This is a genomic window from Pelagerythrobacter rhizovicinus (genome assembly GCF_004135625.1).
Lineage (GTDB): Bacteria > Pseudomonadota > Alphaproteobacteria > Sphingomonadales > Sphingomonadaceae > Pelagerythrobacter > Pelagerythrobacter rhizovicinus.
The window spans coordinates 82,415-98,764 of sequence record NZ_SDPV01000002.1 but is presented as its reverse complement, the minus strand read 5'-3'; the positions used below and the strand labels follow the sequence as shown (position 1 = coordinate 98,764).

15 protein-coding genes and 1 tRNA gene are annotated in these 16,350 nt (G+C 65.1%); 5 read left to right on the top strand and 11 right to left on the bottom strand.

Annotated features, from left to right (window positions below; genetic code table 11):
- The first annotated feature begins 131 nt into the window (after positions 1-131).
- Together ETX26_RS08530 and alaS are read left to right on the top strand one after the other, a co-directional pair.
- Positions 132-962 (top strand): class I SAM-dependent methyltransferase, encoded by an 831-nt coding sequence (locus ETX26_RS08530; protein ID WP_129524293.1) that lies wholly within the window; start codon positions 132-134, stop codon positions 960-962.
- Positions 963-1,034: 72 nt separating this feature from the next.
- Positions 1,035-3,701 (top strand): alanine--tRNA ligase, encoded by a 2,667-nt coding sequence (gene alaS, locus ETX26_RS08525; RefSeq protein ID WP_129524292.1) that lies wholly within the window; start codon positions 1,035-1,037, stop codon positions 3,699-3,701.
- 6 nt (positions 3,702-3,707) lie between these two features.
- On the opposite strand, the gene ETX26_RS14295 is transcribed toward alaS, so the two are convergent.
- The 6 genes from ETX26_RS14295 to cpdR all read right to left on the bottom strand — a co-directional run bounded on the left by ETX26_RS14295 (position 3,708) and on the right by cpdR (position 9,521).
- The gene (locus ETX26_RS14295; protein ID WP_165271739.1) at positions 3,708-3,878 is read right to left on the bottom strand and encodes a hypothetical protein; all 171 of its coding nucleotides are present in this window, start codon (positions 3,876-3,878) and stop codon (positions 3,708-3,710) included.
- 68 nt (positions 3,879-3,946) lie between these two features.
- Complete coding sequence (locus ETX26_RS08520) at positions 3,947-5,710, bottom strand: cation:proton antiporter domain-containing protein (protein WP_129524291.1); 1,764 nt, start codon at positions 5,708-5,710, stop codon at positions 3,947-3,949.
- A gap of 149 nt (positions 5,711-5,859) precedes the next feature.
- Entirely contained in the window at positions 5,860-7,515 is a 1,656-nt protein-coding gene (locus tag ETX26_RS08515) for a carbon-nitrogen hydrolase family protein (RefSeq protein ID WP_225425671.1), read from the bottom strand.
- A gap of 58 nt (positions 7,516-7,573) precedes the next feature.
- Complete coding sequence (locus ETX26_RS08510) at positions 7,574-8,794, bottom strand: NADP-dependent isocitrate dehydrogenase (RefSeq protein WP_129524289.1); 1,221 nt, start codon at positions 8,792-8,794, stop codon at positions 7,574-7,576.
- Positions 8,795-8,975: 181 nt separating this feature from the next.
- Positions 8,976-9,050 (bottom strand) — tRNA-Val (locus ETX26_RS08505).
- 81 nt (positions 9,051-9,131) lie between these two features.
- Positions 9,132-9,521 (bottom strand): cell cycle two-component system response regulator CpdR, encoded by a 390-nt coding sequence (gene cpdR / locus ETX26_RS08500; RefSeq protein ID WP_129524288.1) that lies wholly within the window; start codon positions 9,519-9,521, stop codon positions 9,132-9,134.
- 96 nt (positions 9,522-9,617) lie between these two features.
- On the opposite strand from cpdR, the gene ETX26_RS08495 reads away from it, so the two are divergent.
- Positions 9,618-10,562, top strand: coding sequence for an N-formylglutamate amidohydrolase (locus ETX26_RS08495; protein ID WP_129524287.1), 945 nt, complete (start codon positions 9,618-9,620; stop codon positions 10,560-10,562).
- 177 nt (positions 10,563-10,739) lie between these two features.
- Here ETX26_RS08495 and ETX26_RS08490 read toward each other — a convergent pair whose 3' ends face one another.
- On the bottom strand, positions 10,740-11,528 hold the full coding sequence (locus ETX26_RS08490; RefSeq protein WP_129524286.1) for a SapC family protein: 789 nt from the start codon (positions 11,526-11,528) through the stop codon (positions 10,740-10,742).
- 68 nt (positions 11,529-11,596) lie between these two features.
- Entirely contained in the window at positions 11,597-13,045 is a 1,449-nt protein-coding gene (locus tag ETX26_RS08485; RefSeq protein ID WP_129524285.1) for an FAD-binding oxidoreductase, read from the bottom strand.
- 143 nt (positions 13,046-13,188) lie between these two features.
- Between ETX26_RS08485 and ETX26_RS08480 the strand changes: the two genes are divergently transcribed.
- Positions 13,189-13,740: a hypothetical protein gene (locus tag ETX26_RS08480; protein ID WP_129524284.1), complete on the top strand. Its 552-nt coding sequence runs from the start codon at positions 13,189-13,191 to the stop codon at positions 13,738-13,740.
- A gap of 128 nt (positions 13,741-13,868) precedes the next feature.
- A complete protein-coding gene (locus tag ETX26_RS08475; protein ID WP_129524283.1) occupies positions 13,869-15,233 on the top strand; it encodes a DEAD/DEAH box helicase in 1,365 nt (454 codons plus the stop codon).
- 112 nt (positions 15,234-15,345) lie between these two features.
- Here ETX26_RS08475 and ETX26_RS14290 read toward each other — a convergent pair whose 3' ends face one another.
- The 3 genes from ETX26_RS14290 to ETX26_RS08465 are packed head-to-tail and all read right to left on the bottom strand — an operon-like array spanning position 15,346 to position 16,318.
- Complete coding sequence (locus ETX26_RS14290) at positions 15,346-15,504, bottom strand: hypothetical protein (RefSeq protein WP_165271738.1); 159 nt, start codon at positions 15,502-15,504, stop codon at positions 15,346-15,348.
- Positions 15,505-15,560: 56 nt separating this feature from the next.
- On the bottom strand, positions 15,561-16,085 hold the full coding sequence (locus ETX26_RS08470) for a Clp protease N-terminal domain-containing protein (protein ID WP_129524282.1): 525 nt from the start codon (positions 16,083-16,085) through the stop codon (positions 15,561-15,563).
- 11 nt (positions 16,086-16,096) lie between these two features.
- The gene (locus tag ETX26_RS08465) at positions 16,097-16,318 is read right to left on the bottom strand and encodes a helix-turn-helix domain-containing protein (protein ID WP_129524281.1); all 222 of its coding nucleotides are present in this window, start codon (positions 16,316-16,318) and stop codon (positions 16,097-16,099) included.
- Positions 16,319-16,350: the final 32 nt, after the last annotated feature.

Below are 16,350 nucleotides of genomic sequence, written 5' to 3'. Positions count from 1 at the left end.
GGGGCCGCGCCGGTTTCTCTTTTGGCCGGAAGGCCTGCTGCGATAGGGATGCTTCGCCCTGACCAGGCGGGCGTCGTCCGCGCTCGGGCTGCGCCACGCCGAGTCGGGCCGCGAACGAGGAGTGAGCATCCATGACGGACCAGGCAGAATGGGAAGGGCGGGTCGGGCGCACCTGGGCGGCCGAGTGGCAGCGCACCGACCGCAGCTTTGCGGCTTTGACCGAACGCCTGTTGGGCGCCGCGACGGATGCTACCTTTGCGCAAGCGCTCGACATCGGCTGCGGGGCGGGCGAAGTCTCGCTTGCACTCGCTCGCGCCAATCCCGGCGCACAGGTGATCGGAGTCGACGTCAGCGACGAACTCCTCACCGCGGCCCGGGTGCGGGGCGCGGATTTGCCGAACCTCGCTTTCGAACTGGGCGACGCCGCGCGCTGGACGCGTACCGGCTTCGTCCCCGATCTCCTCGTATCGCGGCACGGCGTGATGTTCTTTCCCGAGCCGGCCGCGGCTTTCGCCCATTTAGCCGACGTCGCAGCAGCGGATGCGCGGCTCATCTTCACCTGTTTCCGCGATCCGTCGGAAAATGCATGGGCGAGCGGGCTTGCTGCGCTGCTGCCTCCGGGGTTGGGCGCGCCACCGCCACCCGGCGAGCCCGGCCCTTTTGCTTTCGCCGACAAGGCGTACGTCGAGCGCATTCTCACCGAAGCGGGCTGGCGCGACGTGACGTTCGAAGCGGTCGATTTTCCGTATGTCGCCGGGACGGGCGACGATCCGGTCGAAGACGCGCTCTCATACTTCCTCGTCATCGGCCCGGCCGCACGCGCCGCGGCGCAGATGGAGGAGCACGAACGTGCTGCGTTCATCGAGCGGCTACGCGGGTTCCTGCGCGATCATCTCGAGAACGGCCGGGTCGCGCCGCAAGCGGGCGCCTGGCTGGTCACGGCGCGCGCGCCCGCGCGCTGATCGCCCGCTTCGCCTGGGGGAATGCGCCTTAATCCGCTTGTCGCACCGCGCTCCAGCAACTAACTGCGCTGCATGATTTCGACCAACGACGTTCGCCGGTCCTTTATCGACTATTTCGCGCGTGCCGGCCACGCGCCGGTGCCGAGTGCGCCGCTTGTGCCGTACAACGATCCCACGCTGATGTTCGTGAACGCCGGCATGGTTCCGTTCAAGAATGTGTTCACCGGTCTCGAGACGCCGCCTGCATCGACCGCCGTGTCGAGCCAGAAATGCGTGCGCGCCGGGGGCAAGCACAACGATCTCGACAACGTCGGCTACACCGCGCGGCATCACACGTTCTTCGAGATGCTGGGCAATTTCTCGTTCGGCGACTACTTCAAGGAACAGGCGATCGAACACGCCTGGACCCTGCTGACGAAGGAATGGGGTCTCGCGCCCGAGAAGCTCACCGCCACCGTCTATCACACCGACGACGAGGCGTTCGACCTGTGGCGCAAGATCTCGGGCCTGCCCGAAGAGCGGATCATCCGCATAGCGACGAGCGACAACTTCTGGTCGATGGGCGACACCGGCCCTTGCGGACCGTGCAGCGAGATCTTCTACGATCACGGCGAGCACATTCCCGGCGGCCCTCCGGGCTCGCCCGACGAGGACGGCGACCGCTTCATCGAGATCTGGAACCTCGTGTTCATGCAGTTCGAGCAGTCGGCTGACGGCTCGCGCACCGAGTTGCCCAAGCCGAGCATCGACACCGGCATGGGCCTGGAGCGCATCGCCGCCGTCATGCAGGGTGTGCACGACAACTACGACATCGATACCTTCAAGGTCCTGATCGCCGCGAGCGAGAGCCTGACCGGAGTACCTGCCGAGGGCGAGCGCCGCGCCAGCCACCGCGTGATCGCCGACCACCTGCGCTCCAGCGGTTTCCTGCTGGCTGACGGGGTGCTGCCGTCGAACGAGGGGCGCGGCTATGTCCTGCGCCGCATCATGCGCCGCGCGATGCGCCATGCGCACCTGCTCGGCGCCGAGCAGCCGCTGATGCACCGCCTCGTGCCCGCGCTCGTTACCGAAATGGGCCAGGCCTATCCCGAACTCCAGCGCGGCCAGGCCCTGATCGAGGAAGTGCTCGAGCGCGAGGAGACACAGTTCCGCCGCACGCTCGACAAGGGTCTGCGCCTGCTCGACGAAGAAACCGCTGGACTGGGCGAAGGTGGCGAACTCGAAGGCGAGACGGCATTCAAGCTCTACGACACCTACGGCTTCCCCTACGACCTCACCGAAGATGCTCTGCGCGAGCGCGGCATCGGAGTCGACCGTGCCGGATTCGAAGCGGCGATGGAGCGCCAGAAGCAGGCCGCCCGCGCCGCGTGGAAGGGTTCGGGCCAGGCCGCCGACAGCGAATTGTGGTTCGACATCGCCGAGCGCGAGGGCAGCACCGAGTTCACCGGCTATTCCGCCACGGAGGGCGAGGGCCGCGTCATCGCGATCGTCCGCGACGGCGCCGAGGTCGAATCAGCGAACGCGGGGGACGAGGTCGTGGTGCTGACCAACCAGACCCCGTTCTATGGCGAGAGCGGCGGGCAAAGCGGCGATTCCGGGACGATCTGGACGCCAGAGGGGCTGCGGATCGCGGTCACCGACACGTCCAAGCCACTGGGCCGGCTGCACGCGCATCACGGGCGGATCGAGGCTGGCAAGATCGCCGTCGGCGACAGCGTGCACCTGACCGTCGACGCCGAACGGCGTGACCAGATCCGGGCGAACCATTCGGCGACCCACCTCGTCCACGCCGCGCTGCGCAACCGGCTCGGCGACCATGTGACGCAGAAGGGCTCGCTGGTCGCGGCGGACCGGTTCCGCTTCGATTTCTCGCACCCCAAACCGCTTACCGACGAGGACATTGCCGCGATCGAGGCGGAGGTGAACGCCGAAATCCGCGCGAACGAGGAAGTCGCGACGCGTCTGATGAGCCCCGACGACGCCGTCGCGGCCGGGGCGCTGGCGCTGTTCGGCGAGAAATACGGCGACGAAGTGCGCGTCCTCTCGATGGGCCGCAAGGCCGACGGCACGCGCCAATACTCGGTCGAGCTGTGCGGCGGCACGCACGTACGCGCGACCGGCGACATCGGCCTGTTCCGCATCGTTTCGGAAAGTGCGGTTTCTTCGGGAATTCGCCGGATCGAGGCGCTGACCGGCGAAGCCGCGCGCCAGTGGCTGGTCGGCCGCGAAGAGGCACTGAAAGCCGTCGCAGGCACGATCAAGGCTGCTCCCGAAGAAGTCGAGGCGCGCGTCGCCGCTCTGGTTGAGGAACGCAAGCGGCTCGAACGCGAACTCGCTGAAGCGAAGAAGCAACTCGCGCTCGGCGGCGGCGGCGCTGCTGCGCAGGGACCCGCCGACGAGGACGTGGGCGGCGTGAAGTTCTCCGGCCAGGTGCTCCAGGGGCTGGACCCCAAGGAACTGCGCGGACTGCTGGACGAGGCGAAGAAGCGTCTCGGCTCCGGCGTTGCGGCCGCGGTCGCGGTCAATGACGGACGGGCGGCGATCGCCGTGGGCGTGACCGACGACCTCACCGGCCGGTTCGATGCCATCGCGCTCGTGCGCAAGGGCGTCGAGGCGCTGGGCGGCAAGGGCGGCGGCGGCCGTGCGGACATGGCGCAAGGCGGCGGGCCCGACGGCGCGAAGGCGGACGACGCCGTCGCCGCCGTCAAGACTGCTTTGGCGGAGACGGTGTCCGCCTGACGCTCCTTACCGGCGGAGGCCGCTGGAACCGCGCGTCTCGGGTTCGCTTCCGCGGGGAAGGTCGCGTCCGCCAGTGTCGGCCGGCTTGTCGGCGTCGCGCTTCTGGTCTTCGGCCACGTTTTGCGGCTTGAACTTTTCCTCGTTCGTCTCGGGCTTGGCGGGATCTCGGTCGGTCATCTGAACTCTCCTTTCAACACTCAACGCATGGAGCGGGCGAGAGTTCAAAAATCCGTGCGTGCGCGGGTTCAGCGGGCTTCGGCGGGGCCCGTCCGCAGCTTGGGCTTGTGCTCGAGTGCGCCTTCTTGCCGGATCTGTTCGCGAAACTGGTCGCGCTTCTCGTGGATCGAGGCAATGACCGGCCCGACGGCGACGCCGATATCGGTGAGCACCGCTTCGGACAGTTGCAGTGAGCTTTCCAGGGTCTCGGGCACGGCATGGCTGGCGCCAGCGCGATAGAGCTCGGCGGCGTGGGCTGTATCCCGCGCACGCGCGACGATCAGCAGTTCGGGGTTCTGCCTGCGGATCTTCTGCACGAGCCGCTGGACGAGAACCGGCTCGTCCATGGTCAGAACCACGGCAAGCGCATTCTTCAGCCCCACCCGCTCCAGCGCATCCCGGCGCGCGGCATCGCCATACAGAACGCGGTAGCCGTCGCGCTTCGCACGATCGACCAGGTCGGCATCGGAATCGAGCGCGATGTAGGGCTTGCCGTGCACGGTCAGCATGTCGGCCACCAGCCGACCGACACGACCGGATCCAACGACGATCACGCGCGGATCCTCGCTGTACTCGGGCGGAAGCTCCGGCGCGCTATCGATCCGCCTGGCGATCGCCCGCCCCACTTTCGCCAGTATCGGGGTGACCGTGAGCCCGATGGCAGTGACGATCTGCCAGAACTGCGCGGTGCCCGGCTGGATCAGCAGCGCCGAGGTTGCGGCCGCGAGCACGATCAGCGTCGTTTCCGAAGGGCTGGCCATCAGCATGCCCGTTTCCGCGGCCGTGCTCCGGCGCGCGCCCATGAGACGCAGCAGAAGGCCGGTGACCAGCGTCTTGAAACCCAGCACCAGGACCACCGCGAGCGCGATCGCGGGGAGGTTTTCCCAGATCGTCGCGAGGTCGATGCTCATCCCCACGGTGATCAGGAAAATACCGAGCGCCAAGCCTTTGAAGGGTTCGATAATCGCTTCGACTTCCCCATGATACTCGGTCTCCGCGATCAGCAGCCCGGCGATCAGTGCGCCGACGATCGGTGAAAGACCGACGACGGCCGTCGCGAGGCTCGCGCCGATCACGACCAGCAGGCTCGCAGCGAGAAACAATTCGGGACTCTTGGTCCGGGCGGCCTGCGCGAACAGGCGAGGCAGGGCGAGCCGTCCGATCACGAGCAGGGCCAGGATCACGAGCCCGCCTTTCCACAATGTGTCGAGGAGGCCTTCCCATCCTTCCGCCTGGGCGTTGGGCGCCATTGCGCCGAGCAGGAAGATGATCGGGACAATCGCGATATCCTCGAACAGCAGCATCGACAGCGCGGCGCGCCCGACCGGAGTGTGCGTGCCCGAGATCGGGAGCACGATCGCTGTCGACGACATCGCCAGCGCGAGGCCGAGGCCGATCGCACCGGTCCAGTATTGGCCCATCATCGAGAGCACGATGGCAATGCACGATCCGATTATGGTCAGTTCCAGCGCGCCCAGCCCGAAGACGAGCTTTCGCATGTTCCACAGGCGGTTGAAGGAGAGTTCGAGACCTATTGTGAAGAGCAGCAGGATGATCCCGAATTCGGCAAACGGCGCCAGCGCCTCGGGGTCGCTTATCGTGACGTGGGTGAGCCATGGATGCTCGTAGATCAGTTTGCCGAGCCCGAACGGGCCGACCGCGATGCCGATCAGGATGAAACCGATGACGGGCGTGATGCGAAAGCGGGTGAAGACGGGGATCACGATCCCGGCCGCACCAAGGATGACGAGAGCATCGGATAGTGCGGTGGAAGGTGCGATCTCTCCGGCCATCGGATCTCACCTAACCACGCGTCGGGCGGTTGTCACGGTATCAGAAGGCGGTCGCTGCGATGTGCCTTTCGATCGCGCCGCTCCGGCGGGCTCGTGGCGGAAGCGTGGCGGCGACGCCGCAGCCCCGCGGGTTCGCTCCCGCCCGTGGATCAGCCGCCACCCACGGTGGATGGACCGAGTGGTTCGCGCCGGGGGCGCGGCTTGCCCGGATGCTTGCCCGCTTCGTCCCATTCGATCCGATAGAGATCGAAGCGTCGATCGGCGAGATTCCGCACGGTGCCTTCGGCGCGGGCCCAACTCAGATCCGCCAGATTGATATCGCTGATCGTCAGCGTCTCGACATTCTCGCTCGCCTCGGCCGCCACGCCATCGCGCGCGAACGGGAAGTCGCAGGGCGTCAGGATGCAGCTCTGTGCGTACTGGATGTCCATGTTGCCGACATTGGGAAGATTGCCGACATTGCCGGAAAGCACGACGAAGCATTGGTTTTCGATCGCGCGGGCCTGTCCGCAATAGCGCACGCGCAGGTATCCCTGCCGGCTGTCGGTGCAGAAGGGCACGAAGATAATACGTGCGCCTTCGTCTGCGAGACGCCGGGCGAGTTCGGGGAATTCGCTGTCGTAGCAGATCAGCACGCCGATCGGTCCGACGTCGGTGGGGATCACGTCGATGCTGTCACCGCCGCGGATGTTCCACCAGTACCGCTCGTTAGGCGTCGGATGGATCTTTTCCTGCTCGTGGACCGATCCATCGCGCAGGCAGACGTAGGCCACGTTGTGAATATCGCCGTCGTCCATGCGCGTCGGATGTGAACCGGCGACGATGTTGATGTTGTAGCGCATCGCCATATCAGAGATATCGGCCTTGATGCGGGGGGTATATTCGGACAGCCGCTCGATCGCCTCCACCGGTGAGAGCTGCTTCTCCTCGAAGCTCAGCAACTGGAGTGTGAAAAGCTCCGGAAACACGATGAAGTCTGCCTCGTAGTCGCTCGCGACATCGACGAAATACTCGATGGCGCGATGGAACTCGGCGTAATCGGCCACCGCGCGCGCCTGGAGCTGGCAGGTGGCGACGCGTACCGCCTCGACGCCGCGCGGGAGGCGCTTCTTCACCGGCTGATCGCGTTCCACATACGGGTTGCGCCAGACCATCAGGACAGCATTTGATTCGGACTTCTTGTCCTCGGGCAGGTAGCCGCGCATGACGCGCGCCGGTTCGAACCCGTTGGCGAGCTGAAACCGCAGCACCGGATCGTGGATCTTCGTGGCGACGACTTGCTCGAGATAATCCTCCGGCCCGTCGACCTTGCGCTTGTTGCGCCGGTAGTTCGGCATGCGACCGGCGAAGACGATGCCGGTCAGATCGCGCTCCTCGGCCAGCGCGCGACGTTCCTCGTAGAGCCGCCGCCCGATGCGCACGCCGCGGACCTTTGGGTCGACGCACATCTCGTAGCCGTAGAGCCAGTCCCCGGTCGGATCGTGACGGCTGCCGAAGCCGTTGCCGGTGATCTCGTCCCAGTCATGATCCTGGAACGCCAGCGTCTCGGCGATCTGCATCGTCGCGCAGTAGCCGACGACTTCCTCATCGAGCAGCGCGACGAAGCAGCCTTCGGGAAAATTGTTGATCTGCCCGCGGATCTCCCCGTGGGTATAAGCGGGCATGTCCTCGTACACGCGGCGCACGAGCGCCGCGATTCCGCGCACGTCCTTGGGCCGGGCATTGCGGATCTCCAGTCGCCGCTTGCCGAACTTCTCGGACGCCTTGCGGCGAACTGGTCGCTTCTTCTTCGGTCCCCTGGCCACTGGTGTCGTTTCCCCTTCCGTCATTGCCCGCTTTCAATGACGGAAGGGGGCAAACGTTTCAGGCCCAGTTGGCCATCTCCGTTTCGAGGTTGTTCACGATCGCCTCGAAGAACTGCTCGGTGGTAAGCCAGTTCTGGTCCGGACCGATCAGCAGTGCGAGGTCCTTCGTCATCTGGCCGCGCTCGACCGTCTGGATGCAGACGCGCTCCAGCGTCTCGGCGAACTTGACCACATCGGGCGTCCCGTCGAACTTGCCACGATACATCAGGCCGCGGGTCCATGCGAAGATGCTGGCGATCGGATTGGTGCTGGTCGCCTTGCCCTGCTGGTGCTGGCGATAGTGGCGCGTGACGGTGCCGTGCGCCGCCTCGGCCTCCACCGTCTTGCCGTCAGGGGTCATCAGCACCGACGTCATCAGGCCAAGCGAGCCGAAGCCTTGCGCGACGGTGTCGGACTGGACGTCGCCGTCGTAGTTCTTGCAGGCCCAGACGAACTTGCCGCTCCACTTGAGCGCGCTGGCAACCATGTCATCGATAAGGCGGTGTTCGTAAGTGATTCCCGCCTTGTCGAACCTGTCCTTGAATTCGTTATCGAACACCTCCTGGAACAGGTCCTTGAAGCGGCCGTCGTACTTCTTGAGAATGGTGTTCTTGGTCGACAGGTAGACCGGCCAGCCGCGGTCGAGACCGTAGTTCATGCTCGCGCGTGCGAAGTCGCGGATCGAATCGTCGAGGTTGTACATCGCCATCGCGACGCCGCTCGACTGGAATTCGAACACGTCGAGGTCGATCTTCTCGCCGTTCTCACCTTCGAACACGAGGCGCAGCTTGCCCGCGCCAGGGATCAGCGTGTCCTTGGCGCGATACTGGTCGCCGAAGGCGTGGCGGCCAACCACGATCGGGTCGGTCCAGCCCGGCACCAGCCGCGGCACGTTGTCGATCACGATCGGTTCACGGAAGACTACGCCGCCGAGGATATTGCGGATCGTGCCGTTGGGGCTGACCCACATCTTCTTGAGGCTGAATTCCTCGACGCGGGCCTCGTCCGGCGTGATCGTGGCACACTTCACACCGACGCCATGTTCCTTGATGGCGTTTGCGGCGTCGACGGTGATCTGGTCGTCGGTTTCGTCGCGCTTCTGGATCGACAGGTCGTAGTATTTCAGGTCGACATCGAGATAGGGGAGGATCAGCCGCTCGCGGATCCATTCCCAGATGATGCGCGTCATCTCGTCGCCGTCGAGCTCGACGATGGGGTTCTTGACCTGAATCTTCTGCATGTGTGCCCTACTTGTCTGGAATGGTTTGCGCGGGCTTTAGCAGAGGCGGGGGAGGGCGCAAGGGAAGCTGCCGGAACGTGCGAATGCGAATCCTCTTCTCACCGCAGGCGCGTACGTCGGAGGGGGGAAGGGATGCAGAAAAGGCGCCTCATTGCGCGCCCTTCGCAGGTCTGCCGGCCGATGGTGGGCGTAGGAAGGATTGAACTTCCGACCCCCGCGATGTCAACACGGTGCTCTACCACTGAGCTATACGCCCGCACCATCGGATATGCCGCGGCGAGCGGCAGGCGCGCCATCTAGCGATTGCGCCAAAGCCGTGCAAGCCTCTTTGTCGCCTTCAGACGGTCGCGTGCAAGCGGCCTTCGAACACGCGTTCGATCTCGAGCACGAGGTCGCGCAGATGGAAAGGCTTCGAGAGTACTTTCGCCTGTGGCTGCTCGCGGCTGACGCGCAGGGTCACAGCGGCGAATCCGGTGATGAACATCACCTTGGTCCGCGGGCTGACGTCGCTGCAACGCTGCGCCAGTTCGATTCCGTCCATCTCCGGCATGACAATGTCGGACAGGAGGAGGTCGAAATGCTGCGATTCGAGCAGCGGAACGGCTTTGGTTCCACGATCGACGGCCGTCACTTCGTAGCCGGCATTTTCCAGCGCACGGGCGAGATAACCGCGCATTGCATCCTCGTCTTCGGCGAGGAGCACTCTGAGGCCGTTGCGTTCGCTCATGGCCGCCCCATAACGGCGCCGGCTTAAGAAATCTTTCGTCTTGCCGATACTGCCCTGCTTTGACACATCATCGCTAACGGTCCAGCAAGGATGCGAATGGACGAGCGCGATTCCAGCGGGCGCGGGGAGCGGATCTCGGGCGGGGCGATCCCCGACACCGACAATCCGGCGTTCACGCTCGAAATGCCCGGGGGCACTCCAATACCGGTGCTGATTGCGGCGCCGCACGCCGGTCGCTGCTATCCTGCGGCGGTGCTGGAATGCATGCGCGATCCCGAATACAGCGCCATGCGACTGGAGGACCGCTTCACCGACCTGCTCGCGCGCGAGATTGCGGCGGCGACGGGAGCCGCGCTGCTGGTCGCGCACGCGCCGCGGGCCATGCTCGACCTCAATCGCGCGTGCGACGACATGGACTGGTCGATGGTGGCGGGCGGTGCGTCACGGAAGACGCCGCATTCCGCGCTCAACCGGCGCTCTCGGAGCGGCCTCGGCCTTGTGCCGCGACGGCTTGGCGGGCTGGGCGAGATATGGAAGAGGCCGATCACGCATAGTGCGCTCCAGGCGCGCATAGACGGGATTCACCGGCCTTATCACGCGCACCTCGCGGGCGCTCTGGAAACCTTGCGCGATCGGTGGGGCGCAGTGCTGTTGATCGACATTCACTCGATGCCGCCGCTCCGTCCCAGGTTCCCGGGCGATCGCACGGCCGAGTTCGTGCTCGGCGATCGTTTTGGCGCATCGTGCGATCATGCGCTTGCGGCGCAGGGCCTCGGGTACTTCGCACGCTTCGAGCGGCGCACTGCGCACAACCGCCCCTACGCCGGCAGCTATATTCTCGATCGGCACGGCGCGCCTGCGCGAGGCATCCATGCCCTGCAACTGGAGGTGTGCCGCTCGAGCTATCTCGATGCGCGCCTTGCCGAAGCGTCTGCCCGCATGCCTGCGGTCACACGCCTGCTGACCGGCCTCGTCCGTGAACTCGGCGACGCCGTCGCTGCGCTCGGGCGGGACGGAGCGCTCCCGCTCGCCGCGGAATGAAAAAACCACCTCGTGCAAAGATGCACGAGGTGGCCAAGGTTCAGGGAGGAGGTGCACCGCAGTGCACCGATCGGAACAGGCCATGAGGGGAGCGCCGTTCCGACACGCACAAAATAGGTTGCGCGAAGGAACGTTTCAACCCCGGCTGATCGTTCGACGATCTCGTGCTGTCGCGGCTCAATTCACCGCGGTGGCGGCAGGCGCAAGTTCGGGGCCTTTGCCCTGCTGCTGCTGGCGTGCGAAGATCGCGCGCATCAGGTCGAGCGAGAACATGTGCGCGTGGATCAGCGCCATCAGCCCGTTCTGGTTCCAAGTCCGCAGGACATCGCCGCGCACTTCGCGCAGCTTTTCCTGATTGATCATCTGAAAGCCGCGATAGATGTACGGACGATCGGGATTGTCCTGCATGGAAATGGCGATCTCGCCGTCCATCAGCAGCTCGTGCTTCTTCAACTCCTCGATGAAGGCCTTGGTCCGCTGGCCGGCTTCTTCGAAGTGCTGGCAGAACTCGAGGATGCGCTTGGTCGCGTCGGAGGGCTGGCTTTCGCCGTCGAACAGCGCCTCTCCTTCGGAGAACTCGCCGACCGCATCGGCCGTCGGATCGAAGCAGAGCGACAGCTCCTCGGAATTCGGCTGCAGCTTGGCGAGCATGAACGGATAGCGGCGAATATAGGCGGGAAGATAGACCGGGTCGGTGACCTTGCCTTCCTCGTCTACGAAGGTGTTCACGCCTTCATTGAGGCCCATGAGCGCGAGCGGCAGCGGGTTGTCACCGGAGGAGAAGACGATCGGAAAGTCGCGTTGAGCCTGAACGAACTCGTCGACCGTCAGCGGAATGGCGTGCTGGCCGATCAGCCACTTGGCGGAGTCGATCCCCTTGCTGTGCCACTTCGCGTGATCGCGGCTGTTGAGCGGCATGAGGTCGTTGTAGAACAGGGGCAGGTTGGGCTGCGGCGCGCTGGCCATGGAATCTCTCCGGATCGCTAGGATTGTATGCTCGGCAAGGCACAGGCCTCGCGCGTGAAGCGCGCGCTTTAGTTGTTGTGCGCCTCAGGCGCAAGCGGCACGAGCTTGCCCGGATTGAGCAGGGCATGCGGGTCGAGCGCCTGCTTGACGCTGCGCATCATGGCCAGCGCGACCGGGTTGCCCAGCCGGCCAAGCTCGTCGCGCTTCATCTGGCCGATCCCGTGTTCGGCGCTGATCGAACCGCCCCAGCGCGTGACGAGGTCGTGTACGAAGGCGCTGATCGCCTTGCCTTCGCCTTCCTCCCATTCGCCGCGAGCCACCCCGCCCGGGGCGAGGACGTGAAAATGGACATTGCCATCGCCCAGGTGTCCGAAGGCAACCGCGGTTACCCCCGGAAATCGGCTTTCCACCTGCGGTACCGCCGCCTCGACGAACTCGGCCATTCGCGCGACCGGGACCGAGATGTCGTGCTGCATCGCAGGGCCGATCGCACGTTCGGCGGGCGAGATCGAGTCGCGCAGGAGCCAGAACTGCTCCGCCTGTATCTCACTTGCGGCGATCGTCGCGTCCTCGATCAGGCCTGTCTCGAAGCCTTCGGAGAGCAGCGATTCCGCGAGGCCGGGAAGATCCTCGTCTGCCCCTTGCTCGACCACGAGTTCGATCAGCGCGTGCCATCGATGTTCGCTCGCCAGCGGACTGCGGGCATCGGGCAGATGATCGAGCACCGCCGAAAGGCAATGTGCCGGTATGATCTCGAACCCTTCGAGATGGTTCTCTGCCCGGGCCTCGCAGTGGAGCAGCAGGCGGCGCGCGTCCCCGATCGAGTTGAGCCCGGCCCACAGCACGGCCCGCTCGCCGACTTCGGGCAGCAGCCGCAGCGTTGCGGCGGTGACTATCCCCAGAGTGCCTTCCGAGCCGATCAGCAACTGCTTCAGATCGAACCCGCGGTTGTCCTTCTTGAGCGGAGTGAGGGCATCGAACACGCTGCCGTCGGCAAGCACCGCCTCCAGGCCGAGGACCTGCGCGCGCATCGTTCCATGTCGCAGGACCTGCGTCCCGCCGGCGTTGGTGGCGATAAGTCCGCCGACCGTCGCCGACCCCTTGCCGCCCAGGGTAAGCGGGAAACGCAGCCGCTTCTCCGCCGCGGCCTCATGCAAGGTCTGAAGGATTACACCCGCTTCGCAGATCGCCTGCCGGGAATCTGTATCGATTGTGCGGATCGCGCTCAGGCGGCGAAGCGAGAGGAGCAGAGCCTCGCCCCCGCCGTCGGGAGTCGCGCCTCCCGACATGCCGCTGTTGCCGCCCTGCGGCACGATCGGCACCCGGTGGTGGGCGCAGAGCTGGACGATCCTGGAGACTTCCTCGGTGCTGGCGGGGGACGCCATCGCCAGTGCATTTCCGGTGTAGCGACCGCGCCAATCGGTCAGCCACGGCGCCATCAGTTCCCGATCCCGAGTGAAGCCGCGCTCGCCGAGCAGTTCGGCCGCACTCGCAAGGAAAGCGTCAGGGTCGCGCATGGGGCGCCTATGGCACACGGTAGTGCGTCTGCGCCACCCGGCTTGTACGGATTAAGCCGTCGTTCAAGCGTTTGCGCTATTCCGCAGGGCCGGATATGGCCGTCGCACCTGTAGCGGCTGCACGGAGAACGCGATCAGCGCCGATGACGAGTCCCGCTGCCTTCCTCGCCCCAATTCTGCTGTTGTTCGGTCCGCCGGCTCCGACCGGCGATGGCGTTCATGGTCCAGCGTCGGAGGACCGGCCCGTCGTCCTGCAGCGTGGAGCACCCGGCTGGCTCGTGCTCGATGCGGTCTACGAAACGCCGGTTCAGCGCCAGGTGCGAATCGAGCAGCGGGTGATTCTCCGGATCGTGCCGCGTAGCGCGGCGAGCCGGCAAAGCTCGTCCTCGTTCGTCGAAACTCCGCGGCAGCAATCCCGGTTGATCGAACGCAAGGCCGGCGATTGCCTCCCGGCTGCCGCTATCGGCGCGGTTCAGCCCGCGTCCGACAACCGCCTGATGCTCTTCATGCGCGACCGGCGCCTGTATAGCGCGAAGCTCAAGCGGTCGTGCGCCGCGCGCGACTTCTATTCGGGGTTCTATGTAGAGCGCAATGACGACGGGATGATCTGCATCGATCGCGATAAGCTGCAGTCGCGTACCGGCTCGAAGTGCGAGATCGCGGCGATCAGCCAGATGGTGCCCGTACGCGAATGAGGCCTCGGCCCTCGCGCTTTTCTTGACTTTTGCCCTCGCGCCGCGCAAAGGGCGCGGCGCTTGTGCAGGTGCGAAGGCACTGCGCATTGGTGGACCCGCACCTCGAAACCCGGACAACTCGCATTCAGATGACTTTCGCCGACCTCGGCCTCTCGCCAGAACTGCTCAAAGCCGTCGAAGACGCCGGCTATTCCGAGCCGACGCCGATCCAGGCGCAGGCGATCCCGCCGGTGCTGATGATGAAGGACATCATCGGTATCGCCCAGACGGGCACGGGCAAAACGGCGGGCTTCGTGCTGCCGATGATCGACATCCTCGCCAACGGCCGCCGCCGGGCGCTGATGCCGCGCAGCCTGATCCTCGAGCCGACGCGCGAGCTTGCGGCACAGGTCGCCGAAAACTTCGAGAAGTACGGCGTCAATCACGATCTGCGCATGGCGCTGCTGATCGGCGGCGTGCAGATGGGCGACCAGGTCAAGGCGCTCAACGACGGGGTCGACGTGCTGATCGCCACGCCGGGCCGCCTGATGGACCTGTTCGAACGCGGCAAGATCCTGCTCAACGGCTGTGAGTTGCTGGTGATCGACGAAGCCGACCGGATGCTCGACATGGGGTTCATTCCCGACATCGAGTTCATCTGCTCGAAGCTCCCCGAAACCCGCCAGACCATGCTGTTCTCGGCCACGATGCCCCCGCCGATCGAGAAGCTGGCGAAGAAGTTCCTCAGCAATCCCAAGCGAATCGAAGTCAGCCGCGCGGCGAGCACGAACAAGGACATCACCGCTTTCAAGGTGCCGGTGAAGAGCCGCCAGAAGCGCGAGACGCTGCGCTGGCTGCTCAGGAACGACCTGGTCGAGACGGCGATCATCTTCGCCAACCGCAAGACCACCGTGCGCGAGCTCAACAAGAGCCTGCGCAGCCACGGCTTTGCGAGCGGCGAGATCCACGGCGACATGGACCAGACTAGCCGCATCGCCGAACTCAACCGGTTCAAGGCCGGCGAGATCAACATCCTCGTCGCCTCCGACGTTGCGGCCCGCGGGCTGGACATCAAGGGCGTGAGCCACGTCTTCAACTTCGACACGCCCTGGCACCCGGACGATTACGTCCACCGCATCGGCCGCACCGGGCGCGCCGGGGCGAAGGGGCGCGCGTTCACACTAGTCGCCGAGGAAGATGCCGAAGCGATCGAGAACGTCGAGAAGCTCACCGGCGCCGAGATTCCGGTGTTCGGCAAGAAAGACGTGCGGGTCGAACTCAAGCCCGAGCCGCAGCAGCGCGAGGAGCGCACCGAGGAAGAAAAGCCTCGCCGGGCGCGCCGCGAGCGCGACGAGGAGGAGCGCGAGTCGCGGTCGGCAAAGCCGCGTCGCGAGAGGGCGAAGCCGGAGCGCTCCGATGGCTCCCGCCGCCGCCGCGACCAGGACGACGAACCCGTGCCAGCCGGCGAATGGAACGGCCCGAAGCCCGACTTCCTGAACGTCAGCGCGCTTTAGTGCCTGGCGTCATCCCAACGAAAGCTAAGATCGCTCTCCGCCAGACCGACTTTGTGACGCTCGATCCCAGCTTTCGCTGGGATGACGCTTTTAATCGAAGCTAGTTGAAGCTCTAGAGCGCCTCCGCGTTGTCGCCGCCTTTGCGGTTCTCGCGGTCGCGCGCGTTCGAATGGTTCGGATCGCGTTCTTCCTGCTTCTGCAACATCTGGTTCGGATTGCTGCTGCCGCGGTTTTCCTTCCGTGCCTGGGCGTTGCCGGTCTCGCTGGTCATGTCGGTTTCTCCTTCGCGAAACCAACGGCCAGGAGACCGTAGGTTTCCGGCGACTGTCAGTGCGTCCGACGGTGTTCACAAACGCGTGCGACCGCTTCGGCCTCCGCTTTCAACGCATCTCTGTCGATTCCCATGCCGCGAAGTGCTCTCGCGACGACGCCATGCGGCATGTCCGCGACGACCGCTACGACGTGTGCGCCGAGAAGCGGTCGATGGTTGCCTCTCCTTGCGGACAGCTCCTGCATGACTTCCTGTCCCGAAGGTGCGGCGGCAAAGGCTCCGCGCTTCGCTCGCAGAGGCGATGTGCCGGTGATTTCCGGCATGTTTTCACTATCGATCCCCATTGCACGAAGCGCGTCGTCATACTGATCGGCGACGGCCGCTCGGAGCGCGAGCGGATCGGCACCGACCCTCTCGAAAGCTAGCCGCGCAGTACCGTCCGGCAGATCAAAGGCCGCAAGCAGAAGATGCTCGGCGCCCGGCTCCTGCTCGCCATCTCTCAAAGCGTACGTTTCGGCCATCTCGCACAGGAGCCTGATTGTCTCCATGGATTTGAGTTTGGATCTGATGCTTTCGAGCACGGTAGAATCCTTCAATTTTCCGGGATGTCTCGGGCCAGGCCTGCCAGCCGTCGGTGTGCCGCCTGTTTGGAGACACCAAGACCTTGCGCGATGTTCGACCAGGACCAGCCATGGCGTAGCGCCGTCCGGACAGCCTCACGTTCGATCCCGTCTGCCAGGCGGCGCAAAGCCACCACGGCCGCCAGAGCTTCTTCCGGATCATTCGGGATGGAAAGATCGTTCAGGTCGACCATGTCGTCAACATATATTGACGCAAAGCGGTTCT

What these genes read in the sequence shown, in the direction of transcription:
- ETX26_RS08465 (WP_129524281.1), bottom strand. Translation starts at nt 16,318, where the DNA reads ATGGTCGACCTGAACGATCTTTCCATCCCGAATGATCCGGAAGAAGCT.
- ETX26_RS08530 (WP_129524293.1), top strand. Translation starts at nt 132, where the DNA reads ATGACGGACCAGGCAGAATGGGAAGGGCGGGTCGGGCGCACCTGGGCG.
- ETX26_RS08490 (WP_129524286.1), bottom strand. Translation starts at nt 11,528, where the DNA reads ATGGCCAGCGCGCCGCAGCCCAACCTGCCCCTGTTCTACAACGACCTC.
- ETX26_RS14295 (WP_165271739.1), bottom strand. Translation starts at nt 3,878, where the DNA reads ATGACCGACCGAGATCCCGCCAAGCCCGAGACGAACGAGGAAAAGTTC.
- ETX26_RS14290 (WP_165271738.1), bottom strand. Translation starts at nt 15,504, where the DNA reads ATGACCAGCGAGACCGGCAACGCCCAGGCACGGAAGGAAAACCGCGGC.
- ETX26_RS08485 (WP_129524285.1), bottom strand. Translation starts at nt 13,045, where the DNA reads ATGCGCGACCCTGACGCTTTCCTTGCGAGTGCGGCCGAACTGCTCGGC.
- ETX26_RS08475 (WP_129524283.1), top strand. Translation starts at nt 13,869, where the DNA reads ATGACTTTCGCCGACCTCGGCCTCTCGCCAGAACTGCTCAAAGCCGTC.
- ETX26_RS08480 (WP_129524284.1), top strand. Translation starts at nt 13,189, where the DNA reads ATGACGAGTCCCGCTGCCTTCCTCGCCCCAATTCTGCTGTTGTTCGGT.
- ETX26_RS08510 (WP_129524289.1), bottom strand. Translation starts at nt 8,794, where the DNA reads ATGCAGAAGATTCAGGTCAAGAACCCCATCGTCGAGCTCGACGGCGAC.
- ETX26_RS08495 (WP_129524287.1), top strand. Translation starts at nt 9,618, where the DNA reads ATGGACGAGCGCGATTCCAGCGGGCGCGGGGAGCGGATCTCGGGCGGG.
- ETX26_RS08520 (WP_129524291.1), bottom strand. Translation starts at nt 5,710, where the DNA reads ATGGCCGGAGAGATCGCACCTTCCACCGCACTATCCGATGCTCTCGTC.
- cpdR (WP_129524288.1), bottom strand. Translation starts at nt 9,521, where the DNA reads ATGAGCGAACGCAACGGCCTCAGAGTGCTCCTCGCCGAAGACGAGGAT.
- alaS (WP_129524292.1), top strand. Translation starts at nt 1,035, where the DNA reads ATGATTTCGACCAACGACGTTCGCCGGTCCTTTATCGACTATTTCGCG.